Origin of the sequence: Spirosoma oryzicola (assembly GCF_021233055.1) — a bacterium.
GTDB lineage: Bacteria > Bacteroidota > Bacteroidia > Cytophagales > Spirosomataceae > Spirosoma > Spirosoma oryzicola.
The window spans coordinates 4,708,444-4,731,880 of sequence record NZ_CP089538.1 but is presented as its reverse complement, the minus strand read 5'-3'; the positions used below and the strand labels follow the sequence as shown (position 1 = coordinate 4,731,880).

Sequence of the window (23,437 nt, the reverse complement as noted above, 5' to 3'; positions counted from 1 at the left end):
TGGGCTGATGAAATGGTATTTTGCGTTCTGGATTGCCAACGCACTTCAGTCACCCAAAAAGCCAAAAGTCAACCGCGTTAATGAAGGTCTGTTAACCATTGCTGAGCGAAGGCTCTGGCTTCCGTCACTGGCTCTTTGCCCAACCGATACAAAAATTTCCATTCGGCGGGCTTGCGCTGATAGAGCGGGTTGGCAAATTCCTGTTTGTAGCCCATCGGGACGAGCCGGGCGTCAAAATCAACGGAATTGCTCAAATCAATAAAAGCTTGTAGTCGCTTTCTCAGGAGCGGCTTAAAATCGCTGTGCGCATCGAATTCGGCTTTCTGTTCGCGGTAGCGAGTGATATTTTCCTTGTCGGTCTGTGTATCGGCGGCTGGTTTTTCGTGGTTATTGCGAGCCTGTTGCTTGAGCAAGGCTACATACTGCTTTTTAAACTCAGCCGGAGGCAGTGACAACATCTTTTTGGTGGCAGCAATGTAGCGCGACCGCTCGGTTCGTTCCTCTGCATTGAGCGAAGTCAACTGTCGCTCTTCTTCCGCCAATTGTGCGCGGATCGCCATCTGCATCATCGCCGGGTCAAGCTGCGTAAATGCCTGGTCCATACTGGCAAACTGATTGTCAAAGGCCGCCTGCTCGGCTTTGACTTCCTGCTGCTTTTTGGCCAAATTTTCGGGGCTGTAGGTCTCGTCATACGGATGGTAACGCTTTACGTCCTGGAGCCATTCCTGCCGAAAAACCGACGATTCGACGTAAGCCCGGACGGTTTTGCCAAGTGCCCGTACGGTAGCGGCCCGCGACGATTCGGGGAGCCGGCGAGCCATCGAACGAATGGTAGACGTACTGTTAAAGAAAAACCACTTCGGCTCCTTCAGGTTGGTGAGCACATCGTACCGAAGTTTGTCCAGACCAATGCCAACATCGGCCAGAACATCGCTGGTACGAGCGGCCATTAGCCAGCCACTCGTCGCCACCAATCCAGCAAAAAATAACGCTTTAAACGATTTCATAGTATCTGTTGTCGAATAGCAATGGGTTGATACTGACAAAGTTGATAGGTATCTGGCGATTGCCGAAGATCAATCCGTGTCAATCGTACGAAACGCTTAGCCAATCGTACTATTCAGGTGCTGAACTGATCCGTGCATATCCATGAGAAGTATCCCCAACCACTCAGCACGGGTAGTTGTAAGCGTAGCCGACGGGTGTCTGATTGATGTCGTAGCTACAGAGCGTTTGTAACGCGCCATTCGGCTCCGTTTCGAAGGTTACGCGGCAGTAGTTTAGCGCGGCAGGCGTATTGGTAAATAACCAGTTACGGCCAACCTGCGAAAAAATAAACAAACCATTGTCATCACCGACCGCGTTGAAATCCGACATCGGAATCGACCGATTGAACTGCGGAACGCCAAACTGATTTCTGAGTTGACGGGTTGCGAGTGGAACGTTCTCGGTGCCCATGCCCAGTTCGCTGATCCCCTGAAACAAATCGCCAATGGTCAGATTCGGATTGTCGAGTGGTAAACTGTTTCTGCCAATGAATTCGAGCAGGTTACCGTTGTTGTCGTAGAAGTAGCAGGCGCGTGCTCCCCAGGCCGGAAATTCGGCAATTACTTTGCCCGTAGCCTGGGTGTCGAGGTAATCGAACGGGTAGCAATGCATACATACTTCCAACGTGCTGGCGGGTACATTGATGGCGAAATGATACGGCGCTACCGGAAAGGGTACCGCTCGAAAGGTTAGCCGAGTCCAGCCGATTTGTAAGGTCAACTGGTCCGTTGACTCGTCCAGAATGTCCAGACCTAATTGTTTCGTGTAAAAGCGTCGCGTGCCTTCAGGGTCAGCCGTATAAAGGTCAATGTCGAGGAATTTCATAAGCAATCGATTCTATCTTGTTGTTTACGGACATCAAGTTTGTTCTAGTAAGACTGATTGCCAACGGCGTTTGCGTTGAAGCGGTAAAAGAAGAGGATGAACCGTAGAGAAATACGGTTGCCGTCTACGAACCAATTGGTAAAACGGGTTTGTATTTTTTGTACATTCGTTTTTGCCTTTTAGCAACTCTACGGAATGATGCGGTTGGGGTGGAACACCACTTCGCCGGGTCGAAGCGACAAGATACCGTCAATGACTTACGAAGCCTGGTCACCCCTTTTTTTGGGCATGGTTGTCGCCATGTTATTGACCACCACCGTACAATGGTTCATGTATCGGGAACGCATTTACGGTCTTTATGCGCTCTACACACTGACCTGGGCCGTTTATTTTATCATCAACCACTTTGGCCTACCAATAAACATTGGTAATTTTTACAAGCTTCTCCTGTCGTATTCCTCGTACATCTTGTATCTGGAACTGGCCAAGGTTTTTCTTGAACTAAAGAGTCACCCTAAATTTCTGCGATGGGTAACGTACGTGCAGTGGGCACTGGTAGCTTATTGCCTGATCAAGACGTACATCTATCTGTTTACTGACTTCTGGCAGACAAGGCTTCACGATCTGCTGCTTCATCCGGTACGGTTTGCGCTACTGGCGGTAGGAGCATATATCGTTTTTACGTTTTATCGATCAAAAGACATGGTCGTCCGGTTCTTCATCGCTGGTACGGCTTCGTTGATGATCAACCATGCTATCACGGTACTGCTACTGATTCGCTCAACGACCTTTAGTCTGCAATTACCGCTCTGGCAACACCCCGACCTGTTCATTCAGATGGGCGTCGTGCTTGATCTGATTTTCTTTTCGTTGGGTATTTCGTACCGGCATCGGCGGGAGGCTGTTCGGCAAGTAGTTGTTGAGAAAGATTTGGAAAATGAGCGCGAACATCACTACCGCAAGCAGCTTGAAGCCGACTTGATCCTGAAACAGCTTCAGCACGAAAAGACCGAAGTGCAAATGCGGGCTTTACAGAGTCAGATCAGCCCCCACTTTTTGTTCAACAGTCTGAATACGCTCTCGTCGCTTATTGATGAAAGCCCTCCACAGGCTAGTGAGTTTGTGGATGAGTTGTCGAGTGTGTACCGTTATTTGCTGCGCAGCAACGAGAACGAACTGACTACGCTAAACCTCGAACTTGGGTTTATTCACTCGTATTTTCACTTGCTCCGTACCCGTTTCGGCAGTGGCGTTAGTCTGGAAATAGCGGTAGATCAGGCGTATAACCGAGCCTGGATACCCCCGCTCACGCTCCAGTTGCTGGTTGAAAACGCAGTTAAGCACAACGTTATTCTGGCCGAAGAGCCGCTGGTGATTCGCATTCGAACCAATGATCAGCGCCAGTTGATTGTCGAGAATACGCTGCAACGCAAACCCCTCCGGGTCGATTCAAACGGTGTGGGGCTGTCGAATATCACGGTTAAATACCAGCTGCTTAACCAGCCGGAACCGACGATTGAAGAGGAGGACGGCTGGTTTCGGGTGACATTGCCGCTGCTCGTACCGCAGAACATGCTGGTTCGCCAACAGACGTAGAAAGTAGAAAAACAAAGCCGATCAGGCGGGTTCAATCAATTGGAGGATCACTTCAAACGAATCAGTGGTTTCGTTGATTTGAATAGGAGGCTGATGAAGCAGTTTGTATTTCTCAATGATGTTCAGCAACCCTTTCTGAGTAGATGTCGTGTGGTTATTGAGTTTCCGCTGAAGGTTGTTCCAGATGCAGAGCGCCCCCGTTTCGCTGGTTGATAAACGAATTCGCAGCGGGCGGTTCGCCGAAACGACGTTGTGCTTAACTGCGTTTTCAACCAGTAACTGAAGCGTTAACGGAGGAATGAGGTACGACCGGAAACTATCGGCAATATCGTCGTCCAGCACGATACCCTGACCGTAACGGGTTTTGAGCAGGTGGTAATACGAGTGAATAAAAGTCAATTCTGTCGTCAGTGTCGTTAGTTCGCGGTCGTTTGCCTGGAGCAGATACCGGTACACGCTCGACATCTGATCAACAAACTGTTCAGCCCGTTCCGGTTCGTCAGCAATAAGCGACGACAGCGTATTCAGGCTATTAAACAGAAAATGCGGGCTGATCTGACTCTGTAAAGCCCGCATTTGTACTTCCGTCATTTTATGTTTCAACTGCTGTACGGCTAATTGCGCTTCAACCTGTTCCCGTAATCGCTGCTCCCGCTCACGCGCTAATTCTTTGTCTACCAAGGCTCTCCGAATCGACTCGCGCCGGTGGCGATACGCCAGACCCATTGAGAAACACAACAGTTCAAGAAAAATGCCGATGTGCATGTACGTGAGCGGTGCCTGCCAGAACGGAATCGCATCCGAGGTTTGAAAACTAGTCCATGTCAGACTGAACAGCATAGCCATGACACCACCAATGACCAGTAGCAGCGAGCCCGTAATAAACAACCGGGCGACGGCATTCCGGCGCTTGTAAACCTGAATGACAATGTAGATCGAGAAAATGGCCAGCGCTACCCGAACAATCGTATGAACCAGTTCATGAATAGGCTTTTGCCACAAATCCGTTGCCAGACAAAACACCAGTTCTATTCCGAAATAAACCAGTAAGGTTGCCTGAGCGTAACGAAATAGCGGAATGAGCTTGGGCTGCCGTTTTTTTACTTCCAGAAAAGCGATTGTAAACTCGAAGTAAACCCAGTAGGCGACCATTGGGCCGATGGTACGCAGCAAATACCAGACGTTGTTGGGAAAGTTGACTAAGTTGGGCGAATTACGAAGCAGAAAATAGCTCAGCCAGACAAGCATGTACAGCGTGTAAAGGCCGTAAACGCGCTCGCGATGCCATAGCCACTGTGCAATATTGTACAGCAACATAGCCGTTAGCATCCCGAGAAACAACAAGACCCAGGTGTCGTAAGTCATAGCGGTTAAGCAACGTGCCGGTCTCTAGACGGAGCCGCAACGAAAGAACCAAATCGGTGGTTGGCTTATAAATAGGCCTAACCATGAACGAGACAAACAGGTTTCCAGTCAAAACAAATCGCCGATGAAACAGCGCGGTATTTATTGGCCGGCAAAAGGTTTCCTAAGTCGGATTAAGCGCTATGTCTATGATGCGTATCACATCCGTTCTTTGGTTAAATAGTTTATACATAAAACGGTTTCCCTATCGATATGAACCATCCTTGGTGACGCTCAGTGGTATTGGTGTCAGCTTTTCAAAACTGACACCAATACCACTGAGCGTCAATAATCAATTTATGAATCAGTAAGCGATAGGCTGTGACCAAAAGCGACTCGCCCATAAATGGAACAGCAGATGACAAAACCGCCACCCGCTGTTCCACCCTTGTTTATGCTCTTTGCTGGCTTACACTTCAAAGGGCGTCAAGCCTGTTCACTAGTGTTGTTTCGTTTATGCGTTAGCTGTTAAAATTTAGCGGAAAGACCCAGTCGAAGGGCTGAGACACCGTAACCAACTTCCGCAAACCCACCGAATTTCTCGCTGAACATGTAACGGGCTCCCAGGTGAATGCCTAGGTATAAACCGCTTGAATACGGATTGTAGTAGTCGCCGACATAGCCGTACGTATCTTTATAAGACGCGTGGCGGAAACCAAGCGATACACCGGCGTAGGGGTCAAACTTATCATTGCCCGTATTGAGCAATTCGCCGAGGTGGTACGAGCCACGTGCACCGGCATAGATAAAGGTGTAATGCCAACTGTAGCCACCGGTATTGTAGCCGTAGCGGGCATAATCGATTGAACCACCTACCGAGATGTTGTTCTGAATGGTCTTTTCGACGGACAAGCCGATGGGAATACCGCCAGCCGTATAAGCCCCCAAACCAATTCCGGCGTTGATGTACAAGGGCCGCTCACTGGACGATTGAAGCGGAGTAGTGCGAACGGCTGCACCCGGCGTTGGTACTGTTTTTTGCGGGGATACCGGTGCGTTTTGGGCTACTGGCTGAGCCGCAGGACTGGTGTTTGTGGTTGTTGCCTTTGTTGACGCTGCGGGTTGGGCAAAACGGGTAGCATTTTGGGCGGTGGCCGTAAAGCCACTCATGACGAGTAGCGACAAAGACAGTAAATACGATTTCATTAGACGCGTTGTTTATGAATAGAGTTTGGTTCGACTAGCGCGCTGTTAGAGCGGCTGAGTTCCCAAAATTGGCGTGGAAGGCCACCCGAAACCAATGGCCCGCTGCATGAACTGGCAATTGTACCGACTGAATTGCTATAATCCTGTCATCGGAAGGAGTCAGCGAAACAGGTTGCGGATAAGAATGGAGCGGCTTTACGAAGCGAGTGAACATTGTCAGCTGTAATACTGGCAAGTGTCATAATAAATACGAACTTGCCAGTATTATCCTTAATCGTGATGACCGACCAAACACCCTCTGACCGGGCGACCATGCCTGCTGCGCACAACCCAGTCATTGAACGCCGAACCGTCAACAACGCGAATCGCAATCTGCTCAAATACCTGCGACCGGGGATCTCGGTGCTTGATGTTGGTTGTGGATCGGGTGCTATCACGCGCAGTATTGCCGAGAAAGTAGGCGTTGAGGGTCGCGTACTGGGTATTGATCCTAACGCCAAACTTATTGAACAGGCGCGTCAGCATACGGATAGATCGGGGCTTGATTTTCAGCTGGGCGATGTGTACACGTTCGATACCGACGAGCGATTTGATCTGGTAACCTGCGCTCGAACGCTGCAATGGCTAGCTAATCCCAAAGCCGCGTTGATTAATATGAAGCGATTGCTTAAACCGGGTGGGTTTCTGGCAATCCTCGATTTTAACCATGAAAAAATTCACTGGGAGCCTGAACCGCCCCATACCATGAAACAGTTCTACGCTGCTTTTCTGAGGTGGCGGCAGGATGCTGGTTTTGATAACGCCATTGCTGATCACCTGGCCGAACTGATGGAGGCTGTTGGGTTGATCGACATTCGGGTAGAAGATCAGTCTGAATTGTCAAAAAAGCTGCTACCGACATTCGCCGTAGACAGTCGCTTATGGGCCGAAGTAGCGGAGTTACGCGGTCCTCAGTTGGTCGAGTCGGGGTACATCACTGACGAGCAGCGTTTGCAAGCCATTGTTGATTACGATACCTGGATTGCTACCGTCGGAGAGTCGATGACGGTTTATATGCTGGCGGTAGAGGGGAGACAGCTGGAGGAAAAATAACCGCGTAATTTTATCGCAAAACCACGCCGTCAAAGAATCAATGCTCATTGTAGTTTTCGCAGAAGCGACGCCGGAAGGCTTATCATCGTATTAGCGTCGTTCTGCATGGATAACGAACCGAAAACGTCTCGTTCGGCCGTAAAGCCCGTGCTATCACAAGTAGTAATAGTGGCGGCTTTAATCCGGTTTGCCGACGCCGTTTGCAGAAAGCTTCCCCGTTGACCAGAGGCCGTCAGTTGACCAATTATGCTTTTGTCGATTCGCACCAGTGCGTTCGTTGAGGTTATTTGTAGAGAATCTGTGTTCAGGCCGGTGAGCGTACAGATTGCTCCATTCGCAACAAGTCCCCCAATCGACGGCACGATAATGTACGCGAATGGTTTGGTAGCCAGTAGGTCATCGGTACTATTGTGCCAGTAAATACGTTCCGGCTTGTAACGAACTAATAGCGTGTCGCCCACAGAACGGTACGTGAAAGGAACGCTGCTTTGGTCTTGACGGCGAATTGCAAACGACTTCCCAACTTGAATGCTTATGGCCGTTTGTGTACTCTTGACAGGCTGCTTATTGGCCGAGTCTACTTCTATTTTCAGAACGCGGAACGGCTTGATTGTCGTTGCGGAATAGCCATAAAACGGATCGTTAAAGTCGATCTTGTCGTGTTCGGCTTTGAGGGCCACGGTAGAGCCAACCAGCGTCAACAAGCCTACCAGGAGCAGGCCGACCATTAGTTTATCACTTGTTTTCATGGTTTAGATAGGAAAGTTATCCACGTGCATAGTGAATTGTTGATAGTTATCCACATTGTCATGGGTTATGTGTTAAGTAAAGGCCGCTTTGACAAACGATTCGTAGCGCTGTTCGATCTCTTTCATGTCGATGTTCAACAGATACAGCGTTCGAAAGAAAGCGGGAAGTTCTGTTTCCAGAAATTGTTCACGTCGGTACGCGACAATACGGTCCGGCGCATCGTCAGCGGCAAAATACCCGATGCCCCGCTTGTTGAAAATAATGCTTTTCTGCTGTAAAAAGTCGTAGGTCCGAACGACGGTGTTCGGGTTGACTTCCAGTTCGATACCCAGATCCCGAACCGATGGAATACGGTCGCCCGGCGGCCACTGCCCCAGCACGATCTTCTCGCAGACATAGTCGGCGATTTGTAAATAGATAGCTTGTTTATCGCGAAAATCCATACTTATACTTCTTTCTCCTTGAAACGAATGTAAGTGGCAACCCATAGCCCCGCTACGGTTAAAATCAGGAAGGCGTCAACGATCATCTTGGGTGTACCCGATAAGGCAACACTGTACCAGATACCGTTTTGTATAAACGCGACGGACCGGAAGGCTCCTGTTCCGTAAGAGTCCCGGCTTGGAAAGAGTTGCTCGATAATAAATTGGTTCAGAAATATGATGCCGAATAAAAGTGCAAAGGCAACAACACCTGTCTTGACAAAGGGCACTTTGGAAAAGTAAATAGACCCCAAGAAAAAGAAAGGTACACCAGCGATAGATACGTACTGTAGTTCTATGGGCACGGCTGTTCCGCTTAGATCGAGCAAGTGATAACGGGGTTCATCCTGCGGCAGCCGGGCATTGACCAGCGAAAAAGCGGCCCCTTCAACGGTATAAAAAACACCCAGAAAAACCAGGACAAACAGGATAAGCATCAGGCAGGCTACCAGGTATTTCTCGAATTGCGAAGCGGGTAAGGTTAGGAAAGGAATGCCCCGCATCGGTGTACCGACCACCCGAAACGATTCACTAGCAAACCAGGCTCCCGCTCCGCAAAAAATAAAGCCGAACAACGTGCCGTGACTTCGATACAGCGACTCACTGAAATGAGTGACATGAATGATGTTGGGAATGAGCATGATAATCCAGATGCCAAACAGGATACCAATACCCATCAGATAAGTCCGGAGGTGCTCGGAAAAATGCAAGCGGAGGACCAGGTTGAACCGGCGGAGATCAAACGTTTGATTCATAACTACGGTGTAAAAGATTAGTTGCTGACTATTAGAGGGTTGCCAGATAAGGGGCTACTGTGCCGATCAGCGCCTTCAGTAGCATAAAAAGCATGAAGTATAAGGTCATGGTTAGGGGCGAAAAAGGGTTTTGATTCGTTTCCGGTTGCTAACGGCTGTGTTGAAGAGCCGTTCTAGATCTATTTTGCTTTCTTCGTGATTCCGGTTTTCCATCACAACGGCATGGCCTCGCAATGACGGTTCTGTGTAGAGTACGGAGTCTGGCTCTGAAACGGTTGAAACGGTGTTGAATAAAAGTCGGTCGCTTATCTCAGCCAGGGAGTGGTTGATCAAAATCTCGTTTTCATCCAGGACAATAACGGCGTCGATCAGGTTGTCCAGATCACGAACCTGATGCGTAGAAATCAGCATAAGTCGGTCGTCGGCCAGAGCCGAAGCGACTATTTTGCGAAACTGGCTTTTTGAAGGAATATCGAGTCCATTGGTAGGCTCATCCATGAGTAGTATGCGCGTATTCGTCGCCAGGCCAAAACTGATGACCACTTTCTTTTTCTGACCATACGACATCGCCGTCAGCTTGCGGTCTTGTGGAACATCGAACTCCGATAGATACCGTCTGAACTGAGCCTCGCTGAAATTCGGATAAAACGGTCCCATCGTGTCAATGTACCGTTGTAGTGTCACCGGCGGCAGATAGATTTCTTCCGGGATGAAATACAATTCTTGTAGAAAAGCAGGTTGACGCTGCCGGGGCTCAAATCCTACTACGCGAACCTGACCAGCGGTGGGGTAGAGTAGACCCCCCATGAGTCGCAGTAGGCTGGATTTACCTGCCCCATTTTTTCCGAGCAAACCATAAATGGTACCTGGGTGAAGCGAAACCGTCAAATCCTGAAAGAGTAATTTCTTCGCGCTATAGCCAAAAGTCAATTGGTTTAGAGTAATCATCGTGTATTGTTTTAGTGTACTACATAACTAATACACTACAATGGTCAACGTTTATTTTGTCAATAGCAAATAGGTATCCCATTTATTGTGTAAACGGCAAACGTTACCCGTATTGAAATCCGCAAAACCAAGTGCATAGCGATGGGTGCTAACGGTGATTATAGCGTATATTTTCTTTTGTGTCAACGGGGCCATCCGTGATGTCGGTTTTTTGAAACCGACATCACGGATGGCCCCGTTGACACAAAAGAAAAAGGGCGATGAAGGAAACTTATAGTAACGAGTAATTTACTTCAGTGGCAGGGTGGCCGGTTCCATCCAACTCCTGAAACAGAAACCGTCAGGTTTGAGAACCCGACGGCACGAATCGGCTAGTTGATATGATCGATAGCCTGCTTTGTACGAAATGTTACTGATTTATGTGTCTGATAATGAGAGGTTTGACGAAGTTTATGAAAAAATTTTAGGAAATTTTTAGTGTGCGTGCAACCTGACCTGCGTGTTCTGACATCTTCCGGTCAAATAACACAACGAGTACGTTGTACGATTTTTTAAACTTCAACTTTCCTTTAATCTTAGTTCATATACTGCCATGAAAACGCTAAAACACTTCCTGACTACCGCCTTTGTTGCTGCATCAGTTGCTACGTTTGCTCAGACAACAACCGTCACGGTCACTACCGATTCGACGACTAATCGGTACCGCGCTGTTCAGCGAGTCACCTCCGATTTCAGCATATACGTCGGCTTTAATAATTTTGGTGGGTCACTACCCGCGGGTTACGACTTTCGGCCAATTGGTTCGCGGTTCATAGCGCTGGCTTGGCAAAAACGCATTCCCCTCATCACCAACGGCTCAACCAAACTGCGTCTGGTAACGGGTCCTGAAATTGCCTGGAACAACTTTATGTTTGAAGGCCGTAATACGTTGACGGAGCAAAATAACCAACTCATTGTCGAAGCGGCTAATGTAGACCTGCGTAAATCAAAGCTTGTCACAACGCAACTGAATTTACCGGTACTGCTCAATCTGCGATTTCGATCAGGATTCACCGTCGGCGCAGGGGCTTACGTAGGTATGCGTCTGGACAGCTACACGAAGGTCAAGCCAGAAGGTCAGTCCGCAGTTCGGACGCACGGGTCTTTCAATCTGAATCCAGTTCGTTGGGGACTAACCAGCGAAATTGGCTACCGGGGAAGTGCCAAACTATTTTTCCGCTATGAGCCGAACAGTCCTTTTCGGACGGGCGAAGGACCAGACGCGAGTGTCTGGGCGGTTGGGCTAAAACTGTAAGGTGAACGGCTGCATCGACAAGTCACCGAGTTTCGACTGATTTGAGCGCGACTTTACCGGCAAAATACTTGTGCTGCCGGTAAACAGTCAGGCCAAGAAGCTTCCATTCCAACAGACCCGACGCTTCATAATTCATCGTAAGATCAGGGTGAATATCGACGTAGGTATTGGCTGGGGACCATTGCAGGCCCAGCACAAAACGAGTCAGACTGGTCATGCTGGTTATTTGTATAGAACCTGGTTGCGTGTGATGCATCAGATACACCTGCTGCGTAAGGCGAAGCGTCGGATACGTTACCAACGGGATGTCATATGAATCAGACCAATCGGTAGGCTGAGCAAAAGCTGGAATAACTCGCTTAAACGTACTCGATGGTAGTTCAGATGGTTTTCTTGCGGGCGATTGACACATTGATGCGATTAATACCAATACGAGTCCGCTTGGTATCATTCCGAAGCGTTGCGAGAATACTCGAAAATTCCGAAAGGAAACAAGGTACAGGCTGATCGCCAAGCCGACATTCAGTACCATCCAGCCTATATGCAACGCAGCCATACGTGTAGTGAGCGGTTAATGGCAGAAAAGTAAAAAAAAATTTAGCCATTACGCAACATCTCATTTTTTCGGGTGTCTTTCCTCCAAAGTCGCTCTTCACAACATCAATCACCACTTAAATCCACTCATACAGCCTTTCAGACCGCTTGTGTAAGAACAGGTACTTTGCGATGCATACTACCTACCTTTGCCATGTACTTCGACATAAACACAGGCGATTCCTGAAAAAGATACACTAATGAAAACGACTTTATACTCTCTGACGCTACTACTGCTGACGCTGACGACGTCGTTTGGGCAGATTCTGACGCGAGGCCACGTTAGCGGTCAGGTGAATACCGGAGCTGGTAAACCACTGGAATTTGCCACTATGATGCTCGTGAAAGCTAAAGACTCGACGCTTGTAAAAGGAGCAATTAGCGAAGCAACTGGTAAATACATTTTCGAAAACGTTGGGGCTGGTCAATACCGGGTGGCCGCTCAACAGGTCGGTTACCGAAAAATGTACAGTGCTGTATTCGTTATCGACGAAGCACATCCTACGCATGAAGTACCTGCTCTGGCAATGACCGAAGAATCGAAGAACCTGACCGAAGTAAACGTCGTCGCTAAAAAGCCATTCATCGAACAGCAGGTAGACCGTACCGTCGTGAACGTCGAAAACAGCATTGTCGCCAGTGGTAACACCGCGCTGGAAGTGTTGGAGAAAGCACCAGGCATAACAATCGACCGCCAGAATGACCAGATTCAACTGAAAGGCAAATCGGGCGTCATTGTGTACATAGATGGAAAGCAAACCTACCTGTCCCAGCAGGAAGTAGCGAATCTGCTCAAAAATACGCCAAGCGACAACATCGCATCAATTGAGATCATTACGAATCCCGGTTCGAAATATGACGCGGCTGGTAACTCTGGTATCATCAATATCAAGATGAAGAAAAACAAAAACTTCGGAACGAACGGCACGTTCATCGTTGGCACGGGTTACGGCTGGGCCAATAACCTGAGCGGTGTTCGCGACGACTTACCGAAGTTTAACACGTCTCTGAACCTGAACCATCGCGAAGGCAAAGTCAATCTGTTTGGAAATTACAGCTACGCAAATCGCCAGAGCTACAACAGCAACCAGATTAACCGGGCAATTCCTTACAATGGTACCGTAACTTACTTTGATCAGTATTCGTCGCGACCAAGCCAGTTTATCGGCCATTCGTACAAAGCCGGTCTCGACTATTTTGTCAGCAAAAAAAGTACGGTGGGCGTTTTGGTGAATGGTTTCTCCAATGACTGGAGTTCGTCGGGTCAGAATAACACGTTGATCAGTGATGAAAACTACCGCCTGACTAGCAAGCCTACAACAAAAACTGACGCGCAGGAGCTTCTGTCGAACATAACGGGTAACGTTAATTACAAGTACGAGTTCGATGGTAAAGGTCGTGAATGGACTGTTGATGCCGATTACGTTCGCTACAACGGTAACAATACCAACAACTTGAATACGATCTACTACAATGTTGACAATGGCATGACTCGCCCGAATCAGGATGTGCGGAACAACATGCCATCAACCATCAACATCATGGCGTTCAAGACGGACTACGTTCATCCGATGAAAAACGGGGGCAAGTTCGAAGCTGGTTTGAAAAGCAGTTTTGTAAAAGCCGATAATAACACGATCTATGATACCCTCCGGCAGGAAACAAAACAGTGGTTGTTCGATGCGAGTCGTTCGAATCAGTTCAAATACGACGAAAATATCAACGCGGCTTATCTGAACTATGCCGGACAGCTAGGTAAGAAAACCAAATTACAGATGGGTCTGCGGGCCGAACACACGCACTCAATCGGTACGTCCATTACGCTCAATCAGACCGTGGATCGCAACTACCTGAATCTGTTCCCAACGCTGTTTTTATCGCGACAGTTGGATTCGACCAACACGTTGAATCTGTCGTACAGCCGCCGGATCGACCGTCCCGATTATCAGAACCTTAACCCATTTGTGTTTTATCTGGACCCGTATACCTACCAAAAAGGAAACCCGTTCCTGCGGCCTCAGTACACGAACTCCGTTGAGCTAACCCACGTCTACAAGAGCGCTATTTCGACGACATTAGGTTTTAGCCGCACGACGGATTTCATCAACCGCGAAACACCCCGCCAGATTCCCGCCGAAAACGTTACGTACGTAACGCCCGAAAACCTAGGCTCGCTGGACAATATCAACTTGAGTATCAGCTTCCCGGTACAAGTGGCGAAGTGGTGGCGGATGCAGAACAATATCAGCTCCTACTATACACACTACCAAACATTCTACTCGGGAACACCTTACGAAGTGAAGTTGGTATCGTACAATCTGTACACGTCTAACAGCTTTACAATCAATAAAACGCTTTCTGCTGAATTGTCAGGCTGGTACAACTCAGCGTCACAATACGGGTTCTACCGGGCTCAGCCGATGGGCGCTTTCAGCCTGGGCATTCAGAAAAAAGTAATGGAAGGCAAAGGCAATCTCAAACTGAATGTCAACGACCCGTTCTGGCTAAATAAGTTTAGTGGTCGGGCAGTCGTACAGGATATCAACTTCCGCGTTCGTTCGCAGTGGGAAAGCCGCCGGATCATGCTAACGTTCACCTATCGATTTGGTAATCAGAATGTGAAAACTGCCCGGCAACGCAATTCCGCGACATCGGCCGAACAAAGCCGGGTAGGCGGACAAAATTAAACGATACATAACTCTAACGAATCAGGGTATGAATCGTAACGATTAGTTTAGGTTAAGAAAACGTGAAAGCCAGTCCCATCTTGAGGGCTGGCTTTTTTGTTAGCGTTTACTACTAAGTTGGAGAAGCATTTGAAGAATAAGGTTCGCCAGCATGCATGAAAAAAGAAATGAAGAATCTTTGTTGATCTGCTTATACTTAGAAGTCCAGTCAACTAGTAAAGGCGGGGAAGTAGTACTTTTTAAAGAAATGAACGATTGCTACAGTCTATAAAAAAGATAAGGTTCCCTGATCTTGGCAGAGAACCTTATGCTGACTATTCCTAAACCCTTAACCTTTTCTACATGAAAAACTAACTTTTACCCTTTTCTGTTCCAAATACTTTGTTAAATCAGAAATTTATTTAAATTACTGAATATCAAAGCCTTCGCTGATAGACTGATTCGCGTTCCAAAGGAAGTTGATCATCCGGGCCGTGTGATTGGCCTGGCTCATCCAGCGGCTGGCCTCAGCACTGTTTTGCTTCGCCAGTTGATTATCGATTTGAGTGACTGCTTCGTTGAACTTGTTCCGGTCTGCTGCACTGAGGTTCAGCACTGCGAACGGCTTTTGGTTATACAAAGAGACAACGCTCATAAAATTTTGCCAGTTGCTGTTGCGCGTAAGCTTGTTAACGTGCTGTTCAACATAAGAAGCAAATTGCTTTTCTGAACCGTTAACCAGCATGGCACCTGCCGGCTTGTTGGCTGCCGGGCTATCATCAGTGTTGGTGGTGGTAGCCGCGTCCGCCTTACTTGTCATCAATCCTAATCCAAGAATCAACGACGCAAAGATAACACGCGATTTCATTGTTTTGTTCTATTTCTGTTTCATTTATCGAACGCACAAATGTCTCTATAAGTTTTGATAATGCAAAACTTGATTAGGTGCCTTATCGAAATATTATTCCGAATTTGATCCTGTGTAATTCGTAAATAGTTGATAATTTCTGATTGTTAATTTGTGAATCAAAATAATATTTTGCCTATTAGGGCCTAGATTATAAGAATATATGTTTTGTGAATACTGTAAAGTTCTTTAAAAATTTATATCATTGGTTGTAATTGTTCATCGCAAATTGTATGCCCATAGTACAAAAAGCAAGCGCAACATCGGCTATGCGGTCTAAATAGTCGGGTAGTTGGATTAATTCATCTTCTGGAAACTGCCCCAGGACGAAATCAACCTGTCTTCCTTTCTGAAAATTACTGCCTATGCCAACCCGTAAGCGAGCGTACTCTTGAGTGGACAGTACTTCGTCGATATTACGTAATCCGTTATGACCTCCCGGCGATCCTTTTGGCTTTAGGCGCAGCTTACCGAATGGAAGATCTTTATCGTCAGTGACAATCAAAATATTCTCGATTGGGATATTTTCCTGCTTCATGTAATACTGAACGGCACGGCCGCTGAGATTCATAAAGGTCGTGGGCTTGATCAGAAACAACTGCTTTCCCTTATGTTGCCATTTAGCCGTATAAGCCAGGCGATTCATTGTAAACGTAAACCCGTGTTGAGCCGCCATTCGGTCGAGAACCATAAATCCAGCATTGTGACGAGTCAGAGCGTATTCAGGGCCGATATTACCGAGGCCGACGATCAAAAATTTAGCCATTAGCCAATTGTATTAGTCTTTAATAAATTGAAGGAAACAAAAATAGTAAGCCAAAACTACCTACTAACGACGGATGGCTGGTAATAGACGACTATTTTTACCCCATGAACCAACAACGCCTAATCCTTTCCAGTCCGCTGCTCGAAATTGTGATCAGCCGTCTGGCGCAGCAGCTTATTGAAAACCACCAGAATTTTGCGGATACGGTGATTCTGGGATTGCAGCCGCGCGGTATTTACTTTGCTGAGCGCGTCGGACGCGAACTAAATCGGGCGCTTGGCTACGACGTACCTCTTGGCTACCTCGATGCGACATTCTACCGGGACGATTTTCGGCGTCGCGATTCTCCACTACGCCCCAACACAACTCATGTCCCATTTATCATCGAGGATAAGCGCGTAATTCTGGTAGACGATGTGCTGGCAACCGGTCGAATGGTACGGGCAGCCCTCGACGCCATGACCGCCTTTGGACGGCCTCGTAAAGTCGAATTACTAGTGTTGATCGACCGTCGGTATAACCGCGATTTGCCCGTGAAGCCCGATTATACCGGAAAACGCGTCAATACACTTGAATCCCAACGGGTACTCGTTGAGTGGACTGAGCAGGGAGCCGACGCCGATCGAATTTGGTTGGTTGGATAGGCATGCTATCAATTGAAAGCAAGCTTTTGACAATTAATGACTTATTAATGACATTTGGGGGGTAAGGGTATTTTAAGATTATGGCGCATTGCTTAATTTCGCTTTCCGTAATTATACGCAATGAAGTCCATAGAGAAACTACTTATACTTTTACTCTCTTGTCTCCTTGTTGTTGCTTCACAACAAGCCAACGCGCAAACGATTTACACCGTTACAGGACTAGTAACGGATGCTCGTACAGGAGAGCCTGTTCCGTTCGCTAGTGTCGCGCTGGTAGGGCGACGGGTAGGTGCCTTGACGGATGAGCAGGGACGGTACGTGATCAAAGCCAAGTTGCTGTCAGATTCGATAGCCGTTAGTTCGCTTGGGTACGTGACGCAACGACAGTTCATTGATCGGGAACGAATGTCGCAGGCAGTTGATGTCAAGCTGGCTTCCGGTGGTACGTCATTGCAGGAAGTAACGGTGCGTGCTGGTGAGAATCCGGCGTTCCGTGTGTTGCGGCAGGTGCGTAAAAACCGCGTTACCAACGACCGAAAACGGTTGCTGGCCTACGAATGCGACAACTACGTTAAAACCCAGGTATCGCTAACGCATATGTCGGAACGGATGCGCCGTAACCCGTTGATGAAAAAGGTCAACGAGGCTATGAGCAAGCACGATTCGATTATCGACAGCGATGGGCACAAACTGCTACCTATATTAGTTTCGGAATCCGTATCGCATTATTACTACCGGGATAGTCCACAGCGCAAACGGGAGGACGTTCGTAAAACGCGCATTAAAGGCGTGGCCGTAGATGATGCCGGACTAAGCTCACAACTGCTGGGTGGAACAAACCTGGTTAATCAGAACTTCTACGATAACTACATCCCCATTCTGGGAAAAGACTTTGCGTCACCTATTGGCGACAACTGGCGGAACTGGTACGAATTTTTCCTGGCGGATACGACCCAGATCGGCGATCATATCTGCTACGAAATTCAGTTTGAACCCAAGCGCCCCGAAGACCTGGCGTTTACGGGTAAAGCCTGGATTGACACGACCTCATTTGCGCTGTGCCAGATCGAAACGAGCATTGGCAGCGGGGCTAACCTGAACTATGTGCGTAAGCTGACGATTGAGCAGGAACTGGAACCAACGATGGATACGGTCTCTACTTCGTCGGGAACCGCAGGCTGGCTGCCTACTACCATTCGACTGTTGGCTGATCTGACAGGAGTTGGTAAGCAGTCGCTTGGGTTGCGCGCTGAGGTTACGCTACGTAGCAGCAATGTCGTTGTCAATAAACCGCATCCGGCTTTGTTCTACGAGCAACCGATTGAGCCGAGCGACACCGTTGCTACGGATAATGACGCTTATTGGCGGGCGGTACAGGGCAATCTTGCCGGGTCGGATTCGCTCAACAAGGCCGACAAGAAAGCGCTCCAGATGATTGAGAACTTAAGAGCCATCCCGGCGGTGAAAACAGCCGAAGGAATCGGACAGGTTCTCGTTACCGGGTTTTACAAGCTGGGTAAGGTCGACTTAGGCCCGTACCCGTATTTGTTTGCTGTCAATTCGGTGGAAGGGTTGCGGACGCGAATCGGTTTTAGAACCAATGATCAGTTTAGCCGCAACTGGACGTTTCGTGGCTACGTAGCTTACGGAACGCTTGATCGTCGGTTTAAGTACGGAATGGAAGCCGACTACCTTTTCTCTCGTCAGCACTGGACATTGGCTGGCGTTAAGGTTTCCGATGATCTGGAACGTTTAGGGCTGACGCCAGAATTGATCGGCGGAAACCGGATCTTCTACGCGTTAAGCCGTTTTGGACGGTACCGGGGCGCTTACAGGAATATGCAAAAAGAATTGTTTTTCCGTACCGAACCCGTTCGTGGCATACTGCTGACCGCTACGATTGGTAGTCGGACATTCAATCCTATATTTCCATTCCATTACCGGATCAGCCCCGACATGGGGGATTTATCACCGCTGAAGTCTGATATTTATGATACTTACTGGTCAATCGAAGCGCGTCTGGCCCGTAAGGAAAAATACATCATGGACGGAAACGAGCGTATCACGCTCGGTACGAAGCGGGCACCGGTTTTAACCATCCGTTACACGAAAGGCCTAAAATCACTGGGTGGTAATTACAATTATGACCGGCTGACCATGCGGGCACAGCAATCGTTGCGCATCGGGCCACTCGGTCGCATGAGCTACCTGCTGTCAGCCGGGTTTACACCGTCAACATTGCCAGCGCCGTTGCTGTTTCCGCACATCGGTAATCCAACTCCTTTGCTGACATTCAATACGTTCAACCGAATGCAGTTCTACGAATTTGTGAGTGATCGATTCGTGGCAATTCACGTACAGCATCGGTTTGAAGGGCTCCTGTTCAATCGACTACCCGGTATCCGGAAACTCAACTGGCGACTGGTTGCCAACGTTGACGCACTCTGGGGAAGTCAATCAAAGGCCAATCAGGACATTGAAACATTTAAGCCATTACCGGGTGGGATGAAACCGATTCATTTTGGCGCGCTCGATGGTAGAAAACCATACGTGGAAGTAGGGTATGGTATCGACAATATTTTCAAAATAATCCGTATTCAGGCAATTCACCGGCTTACTTATCTGGATAATGGTCCCAATGGGATTCCGGTTAAGCCATTTGCCTTGAAGGCGTCCGCGTCCTTCAACTTTTAGGCTGTTCATAATAACTCGGTCGTGTTCGCTGACAAAAGCTAATTCGTAGCTGTTAGCGGACACGACCGAGTCGTAGGAATACAGGAAAAGTAACGTCTCGTTCAGTATCGCCCCAAACGGACTGTAATTGCTCGCCAAACGGAGTGACGGGATCTTCTTCGTTTTCGTGGATGTATTGACGCACGGCTGACCACGTCCGCAAGTAGTTTAGAAACCGATCCAGTGACCAGGTTCTACGGATGGTAAATCCTTGGTGTTGTACATCCGCAAAGGGAAACGGCAACGTTGCGTACGACTTGTCGATATGAACACGTTGTGGGTCCCAATAAGGGCCAACCTGATTTCGGTAAAAATCAATCAGAAGCGGATCAAGGTCAGCGCCAAGCGTCGCCAGGCCATAGCCCCATTCAGCAAGCGTCGCCCCCGGTTTGGCAATGCGTCGAACCTCCGTGTGGAACGCCTTCACGTTAAACCAGTGCAGGGCCTGTGCTACCGTGATGAGATCAAACGTCTGGTTGGCAAAGGGGGTTTGTTCCGCCTGACTTAGCTGGTAGCGGATATTCGGTTTCTTGACAGCGAGTATCAACTGCGTTTCGCTGATATCGGTGGCTTCGACCTGCTCGAAAGTATCGGCTAGTACACCGGCGACCTGCCCATTTCCCGTAGCGCAATCCCAGGCCATATGACGCCCGTCCGTTGACGAAAGAATGAAATCGTAAAGATCCTGCGGATAATCGATCCGGTACTGCGCGTACAGATCAGCGTGGCCCGAGAAGCGGTCGAGAGGGGACATAGTCTTTTTATTTGGGCAAATATTAAACGTTTTTAAAGAACAACTGTCAAACAAGTGGTTTAGTAGGAAAAACCGAGGCAAAATTGGGTTATAAGTAGGAACCATCTATTTTTGCGGGGTTGACCTATCGCCGATTTCAATTTGTTCCGTTCATTTATTGCTTTACCTGATTCTCATGAAAAAATCGTTTGGCTTTCTTTTTGCTACGGCAGCCCTGGCCTTGGCTTCATTAAACGTCAATGCGCAGGCTCCGACCGCTGATATTCCAGCGGATATGAATGCCCTGATGAGCAAGTACACTTGTATTGCTTGCCATCGTCCTAACCAACGGTTAGTTGGCCCTGCTTACGCAGACGTAGCGAAGAAGAAGTATTCTAACGAGGAAATCGTTAACCTGATTTACAATCCAATACCAAGCCACTGGCCCGGTTACCCACCGATGGCTCCAATGAAACAGGTTCCGAAAGAAGATGCTATGAAACTAGCCGTCTGGATCAATTCGCTGGATAAGTCGCCAGCTAAAAAAGCTGGATCGACCAAAGCGAAAAGCAAAAAATCGTAATAGTGAAAAAGCACCGGACTACTAGCCGGTGCTTTTTTTATGAGTTACAAAGTCAGATTGGTAGCTAACTTGTTTTGACAACCATCCATTGTTGCTATTCTTCGGTCTGCACTGGAACGGCAAGGCTGCGCTGGCGTACAGCTTCGTACAAAACGACACCAGTTGCGACCGACACATTCAACGAGCCGACTGCGCCAAGAAGCGGAATTTTGACGTGGTTATCGGCCATGCGAAGTAATTCGGGCGATATACCGTCCTCTTCCGAACCCATGATAATAGCCAGCGGACCGGTTAGATCGGTGGTACGCTCGTAAAGATCCCGGCTCGACTTTTCCGTACAAGCCACAACCGTGATGCCCGAATCCTGCAAATATTTTATTGTTTCGGTCAAATCTGGTTCGCGGCAAACCGAGATGTGGTTGAGCGCACCCGACGACGTTTTCATCGCGTCGGAGTTGATCGCTGCGGCACCACGTCCCGGAATGACGATGCACTGCACGCCCGTACATTCGGCTGTACGCGCAATACCACCAAAGTTTCTGACGTCCGTGATGCGGTCCAAAAGCAGAAAAAATGGCGTTTCGCCCCGGTCGTACACATCAGCGATAACGTTGGACAGCTTGACGTACTGCACCTGAGCGACAAGACAAACGACGCCCTGGTGATTTTTCCGGGTCAGCCGATCCAGCTTTTCGACGGGTACACGCTGTATCGTGACGCGGTTCTGAAATGCCAGGTTCTGGATATCGGGGTTACTAAGCCCTTTTTCCATGTACAGTTTATCGATCTGCTGCTCGGAACGCAGGGTTTCGATAACAGACTGAATGCCAAACACCATCTCGTCGGGCTGCGGACGAAATTGGGGTTTGGCATTGTTATTTCGATGATTAAAGCGATTTATTCGCGGATTGCGCCGGTTCTCCATGCTTCGACTATCGGGTACCAAATTGGCTGATACTCAATGTAGCGCACCAGTTCGTAATGATCCTCGACAAATTGATTCGGTTTCTTCGTAAATGTAAAATTGACTTCCGAGACGTTGGCCCGGCGATTATAAACCCACACTTCGCGTTCGCGGTTCCGTTGCACACGGTCCGGAGCGCCAAGTACGATATAAATCATGCCTTTATCGGTTTTCCAGCCTTCCTTGTACGTGGTGAACAGGCGGTTTGCTTCTTCAACCCGGTCAAAGTACGCTTTTAGCGTTTTTCGGGCGACTTCCTCATTTCCTGACATCAGGCCGAGCCAATAGCGGTCAAACGCTTTTTTGGTATCCTGCGCCTGAGCTAGCTCGCCAAACTCACTACTGGTACTCATGTACAGCACGGGTTTGATGAGTTTTTCGGGACGAGTCATTTTTGGGAATCGTTTGTCGCTGACAACCAGGCCAATACCCGTCTCGGCGGTTGTGTCTTCCACGAAGTAATAAAGCCCTTCTCGCGGAATAATAAACGGCTGGTTCGTAGTAATGCTCAAGGTTGAATCGACGTTCAGCGATTTAGGAGCTGGTTTCGGCGAGGTGTTCATTGGCGACGAAGCAGCCTCGAAATCGTGCCGGTAGCGAAACCCGTAAAGCGGCTTGCTGGCACCGCTGACATCGCGGATAATAACCGTATCACCTGCGTTGACGTAGTTCCGCAGTTGTGGCATCGTTCCCTTTTTATCGAACAGGGCGAAACGGTCACTGAGTTTTCCGCCTTTAAAACGCAGCGACAGGTCGTTACGCGCTTTCGTCCCTGTATTCATTTCCGTAATTTCTGTCAGCAGAACAGCATTCGCGGCATCTTTAGGCCGTTTAACGTCAAACATCAATGTCAGGTAATCACCTTCACGACTAACGTTTTGCGTAGACAGTGGAATAGTGCCATAACCGAGTCGTTCGCGGTTGTTGTAGTCGGGATACATGACGTACGCCATTTGAAAATGCTCGACAAACTCAGCGGGGTTCAAAACCGGCTCTCCTTTTGGCGTTTTTGCCGTCAGGTTCATGTACACGCGAACCGAACTGGTATCGACTGCCAGAAACTTACCTTTTATGGACGTGACAACCCATTCTCCGACCTGTTTTGGCCCCGCCGTTGGTGTTGAGCTAGGCGTCGTAGTCGGACCATCGTTTAGTTTGATAGGGGCTGCTGTTGCGGGTGCCGACGGGCGCGAATCGCTTTGGGGCGAATTACGCCGGGCTTCGGTGCGCGCTTCGTAAGCCGCAGTGGCACGGTCCTGCTGCGTCTTTTTGCTGCTTGAGCAGGCCGATACGAATGCAATGAATAGTATAGCTGACAGAATACGCATACAATATAAGTAATCTTGCGTGTTTCGGATAGTAAATGTTTAGTTTGGGCTTCAGCAACTGGCTGTCGGTTAACGGCTTACCAACCTGACGTACACCTAAAAGCAGCAAAGCCGTATTTATAACGAAAAAATTGTATCGTTCGGGTTACGGAAGCGGTTCATTTTTCTTTACTTAACTAC

21 protein-coding genes are annotated in these 23,437 nt (G+C 48.5%); 7 read left to right on the top strand and 14 right to left on the bottom strand.

Features of this window, described 5'->3' with window-relative positions; genetic code table 11:
• Window positions 1-77: 77 nt before the first annotated feature.
• Both LQ777_RS20025 and LQ777_RS20020 read right to left on the bottom strand, forming a co-directional pair.
• A complete protein-coding gene (locus LQ777_RS20025; RefSeq protein ID WP_232559714.1) occupies window positions 78-1,007 on the bottom strand; it encodes a hypothetical protein in 930 nt (309 codons plus the stop codon).
• A gap of 163 nt (window positions 1,008-1,170) precedes the next feature.
• A complete protein-coding gene (locus tag LQ777_RS20020; RefSeq protein ID WP_232559713.1) occupies window positions 1,171-1,872 on the bottom strand; it encodes a VOC family protein in 702 nt (233 codons plus the stop codon).
• 195 nt (window positions 1,873-2,067) lie between these two features.
• Between LQ777_RS20020 and LQ777_RS20015 the strand changes: the two genes are divergently transcribed.
• Window positions 2,068-3,468, top strand: a complete 1,401-nt coding sequence (locus LQ777_RS20015) for a sensor histidine kinase (protein WP_232559712.1) — start codon at window positions 2,068-2,070, stop codon at window positions 3,466-3,468.
• A gap of 21 nt (window positions 3,469-3,489) precedes the next feature.
• On the opposite strand, the gene LQ777_RS20010 is transcribed toward LQ777_RS20015, so the two are convergent.
• Entirely contained in the window at window positions 3,490-4,833 is a 1,344-nt protein-coding gene (locus tag LQ777_RS20010) for a sensor histidine kinase (protein ID WP_232559711.1), read from the bottom strand.
• Window positions 4,834-5,340: 507 nt separating this feature from the next.
• The gene (locus tag LQ777_RS20005; protein WP_232559710.1) at window positions 5,341-6,018 is read right to left on the bottom strand and encodes a hypothetical protein; all 678 of its coding nucleotides are present in this window, start codon (window positions 6,016-6,018) and stop codon (window positions 5,341-5,343) included.
• A gap of 279 nt (window positions 6,019-6,297) precedes the next feature.
• Between LQ777_RS20005 and LQ777_RS20000 the strand changes: the two genes are divergently transcribed.
• Complete coding sequence (locus LQ777_RS20000) at window positions 6,298-7,110, top strand: class I SAM-dependent methyltransferase (RefSeq protein ID WP_232559709.1); 813 nt, start codon at window positions 6,298-6,300, stop codon at window positions 7,108-7,110.
• Window positions 7,111-7,154: 44 nt separating this feature from the next.
• Here LQ777_RS20000 and LQ777_RS19995 read toward each other — a convergent pair whose 3' ends face one another.
• The 4 genes from LQ777_RS19995 to LQ777_RS19980 form a co-directional block, all read right to left on the bottom strand.
• Window positions 7,155-7,859, bottom strand: a complete 705-nt coding sequence (locus LQ777_RS19995) for a hypothetical protein (RefSeq protein ID WP_232559708.1) — start codon at window positions 7,857-7,859, stop codon at window positions 7,155-7,157.
• A 72-nt stretch (window positions 7,860-7,931) separates the two neighbouring features.
• Window positions 7,932-8,303 carry a GntR family transcriptional regulator gene (locus LQ777_RS19990; protein WP_232559707.1) on the bottom strand — a complete coding sequence of 124 codons (372 nt, stop codon included), beginning with the start codon at window positions 8,301-8,303 and terminating at the stop codon, window positions 7,932-7,934.
• A gap of 2 nt (window positions 8,304-8,305) precedes the next feature.
• Window positions 8,306-9,097 (bottom strand): hypothetical protein, encoded by a 792-nt coding sequence (locus tag LQ777_RS19985; RefSeq protein ID WP_232559706.1) that lies wholly within the window; start codon window positions 9,095-9,097, stop codon window positions 8,306-8,308.
• A gap of 111 nt (window positions 9,098-9,208) precedes the next feature.
• The gene (locus LQ777_RS19980; protein WP_232559705.1) at window positions 9,209-10,045 is read right to left on the bottom strand and encodes an ABC transporter ATP-binding protein; all 837 of its coding nucleotides are present in this window, start codon (window positions 10,043-10,045) and stop codon (window positions 9,209-9,211) included.
• 592 nt (window positions 10,046-10,637) lie between these two features.
• On the opposite strand from LQ777_RS19980, the gene LQ777_RS19975 reads away from it, so the two are divergent.
• Window positions 10,638-11,339, top strand: a complete 702-nt coding sequence (locus tag LQ777_RS19975) for an outer membrane beta-barrel protein (RefSeq protein WP_232559704.1) — start codon at window positions 10,638-10,640, stop codon at window positions 11,337-11,339.
• Window positions 11,340-11,361: 22 nt separating this feature from the next.
• Here the strand turns inward: LQ777_RS19975 and LQ777_RS19970 are convergent, their stop codons facing one another.
• Entirely contained in the window at window positions 11,362-11,895 is a 534-nt protein-coding gene (locus tag LQ777_RS19970; RefSeq protein WP_232559703.1) for a hypothetical protein, read from the bottom strand.
• A 238-nt stretch (window positions 11,896-12,133) separates the two neighbouring features.
• Between LQ777_RS19970 and LQ777_RS19965 the strand changes: the two genes are divergently transcribed.
• Entirely contained in the window at window positions 12,134-14,620 is a 2,487-nt protein-coding gene (locus tag LQ777_RS19965; protein ID WP_232559702.1) for an outer membrane beta-barrel protein, read from the top strand.
• A gap of 406 nt (window positions 14,621-15,026) precedes the next feature.
• On the opposite strand, the gene LQ777_RS19960 is transcribed toward LQ777_RS19965, so the two are convergent.
• Both LQ777_RS19960 and pth read right to left on the bottom strand, forming a co-directional pair.
• A complete protein-coding gene (locus LQ777_RS19960) occupies window positions 15,027-15,467 on the bottom strand; it encodes a hypothetical protein (RefSeq protein WP_232559701.1) in 441 nt (146 codons plus the stop codon).
• A 241-nt stretch (window positions 15,468-15,708) separates the two neighbouring features.
• The gene (pth, locus tag LQ777_RS19955; protein WP_232559700.1) at window positions 15,709-16,272 is read right to left on the bottom strand and encodes an aminoacyl-tRNA hydrolase; all 564 of its coding nucleotides are present in this window, start codon (window positions 16,270-16,272) and stop codon (window positions 15,709-15,711) included.
• A gap of 104 nt (window positions 16,273-16,376) precedes the next feature.
• Here pth and pyrR point away from each other — a divergent pair, with 104 nt between their 5' ends.
• Window positions 16,377-16,916 (top strand): bifunctional pyr operon transcriptional regulator/uracil phosphoribosyltransferase PyrR, encoded by a 540-nt coding sequence (gene pyrR, locus LQ777_RS19950; protein WP_232559699.1) that lies wholly within the window; start codon window positions 16,377-16,379, stop codon window positions 16,914-16,916.
• Between the two features lie 120 nt (window positions 16,917-17,036).
• Complete coding sequence (locus LQ777_RS19945) at window positions 17,037-19,610, top strand: DUF5686 and carboxypeptidase-like regulatory domain-containing protein (protein ID WP_232559698.1); 2,574 nt, start codon at window positions 17,037-17,039, stop codon at window positions 19,608-19,610.
• A 52-nt stretch (window positions 19,611-19,662) separates the two neighbouring features.
• On the opposite strand, the gene LQ777_RS19940 is transcribed toward LQ777_RS19945, so the two are convergent.
• On the bottom strand, window positions 19,663-20,403 hold the full coding sequence (locus LQ777_RS19940) for a class I SAM-dependent methyltransferase (RefSeq protein ID WP_232559697.1): 741 nt from the start codon (window positions 20,401-20,403) through the stop codon (window positions 19,663-19,665).
• Window positions 20,404-20,578: 175 nt separating this feature from the next.
• Between LQ777_RS19940 and LQ777_RS19935 the strand changes: the two genes are divergently transcribed.
• Complete coding sequence (locus LQ777_RS19935) at window positions 20,579-20,965, top strand: c-type cytochrome (protein ID WP_232559696.1); 387 nt, start codon at window positions 20,579-20,581, stop codon at window positions 20,963-20,965.
• Between the two features lie 94 nt (window positions 20,966-21,059).
• Here LQ777_RS19935 and rlmB read toward each other — a convergent pair whose 3' ends face one another.
• Together rlmB and LQ777_RS19925 are read right to left on the bottom strand one after the other, a co-directional pair.
• Window positions 21,060-21,890, bottom strand: a complete 831-nt coding sequence (gene rlmB, locus LQ777_RS19930) for a 23S rRNA (guanosine(2251)-2'-O)-methyltransferase RlmB (protein ID WP_232559695.1) — start codon at window positions 21,888-21,890, stop codon at window positions 21,060-21,062.
• Entirely contained in the window at window positions 21,863-23,257 is a 1,395-nt protein-coding gene (locus tag LQ777_RS19925; protein ID WP_232559694.1) for a GWxTD domain-containing protein, read from the bottom strand. Before LQ777_RS19925 ends, rlmB begins: the two co-directional genes overlap by 28 nt.
• Window positions 23,258-23,437 lie beyond the last annotated feature (180 nt).

Excerpts from the sequence above, each read along its gene's own strand:
- LQ777_RS19975 (WP_232559704.1), top strand. The coding sequence starts at position 10,638 with ATGAAAACGCTAAAACACTTCCTGACTACCGCCTTTGTTGCTGCATCA.
- pyrR (WP_232559699.1), top strand. The coding sequence starts at position 16,377 with ATGAACCAACAACGCCTAATCCTTTCCAGTCCGCTGCTCGAAATTGTG.
- LQ777_RS20010 (WP_232559711.1), bottom strand. The coding sequence starts at position 4,833 with ATGACTTACGACACCTGGGTCTTGTTGTTTCTCGGGATGCTAACGGCT.
- LQ777_RS20000 (WP_232559709.1), top strand. The coding sequence starts at position 6,298 with ATGACCGACCAAACACCCTCTGACCGGGCGACCATGCCTGCTGCGCAC.
- LQ777_RS19945 (WP_232559698.1), top strand. The coding sequence starts at position 17,037 with ATGAAGTCCATAGAGAAACTACTTATACTTTTACTCTCTTGTCTCCTT.
- LQ777_RS19965 (WP_232559702.1), top strand. The coding sequence starts at position 12,134 with ATGAAAACGACTTTATACTCTCTGACGCTACTACTGCTGACGCTGACG.
- LQ777_RS20015 (WP_232559712.1), top strand. The coding sequence starts at position 2,068 with ATGATGCGGTTGGGGTGGAACACCACTTCGCCGGGTCGAAGCGACAAG.
- LQ777_RS19960 (WP_232559701.1), bottom strand. The coding sequence starts at position 15,467 with ATGAAATCGCGTGTTATCTTTGCGTCGTTGATTCTTGGATTAGGATTG.
- rlmB (WP_232559695.1), bottom strand. The coding sequence starts at position 21,890 with ATGGAGAACCGGCGCAATCCGCGAATAAATCGCTTTAATCATCGAAAT.
- LQ777_RS20025 (WP_232559714.1), bottom strand. The coding sequence starts at position 1,007 with ATGAAATCGTTTAAAGCGTTATTTTTTGCTGGATTGGTGGCGACGAGT.
- LQ777_RS19970 (WP_232559703.1), bottom strand. The coding sequence starts at position 11,895 with ATGGCTGCGTTGCATATAGGCTGGATGGTACTGAATGTCGGCTTGGCG.
- LQ777_RS19985 (WP_232559706.1), bottom strand. The coding sequence starts at position 9,097 with ATGAATCAAACGTTTGATCTCCGCCGGTTCAACCTGGTCCTCCGCTTG.
- LQ777_RS20020 (WP_232559713.1), bottom strand. The coding sequence starts at position 1,872 with ATGAAATTCCTCGACATTGACCTTTATACGGCTGACCCTGAAGGCACG.
- LQ777_RS19940 (WP_232559697.1), bottom strand. The coding sequence starts at position 20,403 with ATGTCCCCTCTCGACCGCTTCTCGGGCCACGCTGATCTGTACGCGCAG.
- LQ777_RS20005 (WP_232559710.1), bottom strand. The coding sequence starts at position 6,018 with ATGAAATCGTATTTACTGTCTTTGTCGCTACTCGTCATGAGTGGCTTT.
- LQ777_RS19990 (WP_232559707.1), bottom strand. The coding sequence starts at position 8,303 with ATGGATTTTCGCGATAAACAAGCTATCTATTTACAAATCGCCGACTAT.
- LQ777_RS19980 (WP_232559705.1), bottom strand. The coding sequence starts at position 10,045 with ATGATTACTCTAAACCAATTGACTTTTGGCTATAGCGCGAAGAAATTA.
- LQ777_RS19935 (WP_232559696.1), top strand. The coding sequence starts at position 20,579 with ATGAAAAAATCGTTTGGCTTTCTTTTTGCTACGGCAGCCCTGGCCTTG.
- pth (WP_232559700.1), bottom strand. The coding sequence starts at position 16,272 with ATGGCTAAATTTTTGATCGTCGGCCTCGGTAATATCGGCCCTGAATAC.
- LQ777_RS19925 (WP_232559694.1), bottom strand. The coding sequence starts at position 23,257 with ATGCGTATTCTGTCAGCTATACTATTCATTGCATTCGTATCGGCCTGC.
- LQ777_RS19995 (WP_232559708.1), bottom strand. The coding sequence starts at position 7,859 with ATGAAAACAAGTGATAAACTAATGGTCGGCCTGCTCCTGGTAGGCTTG.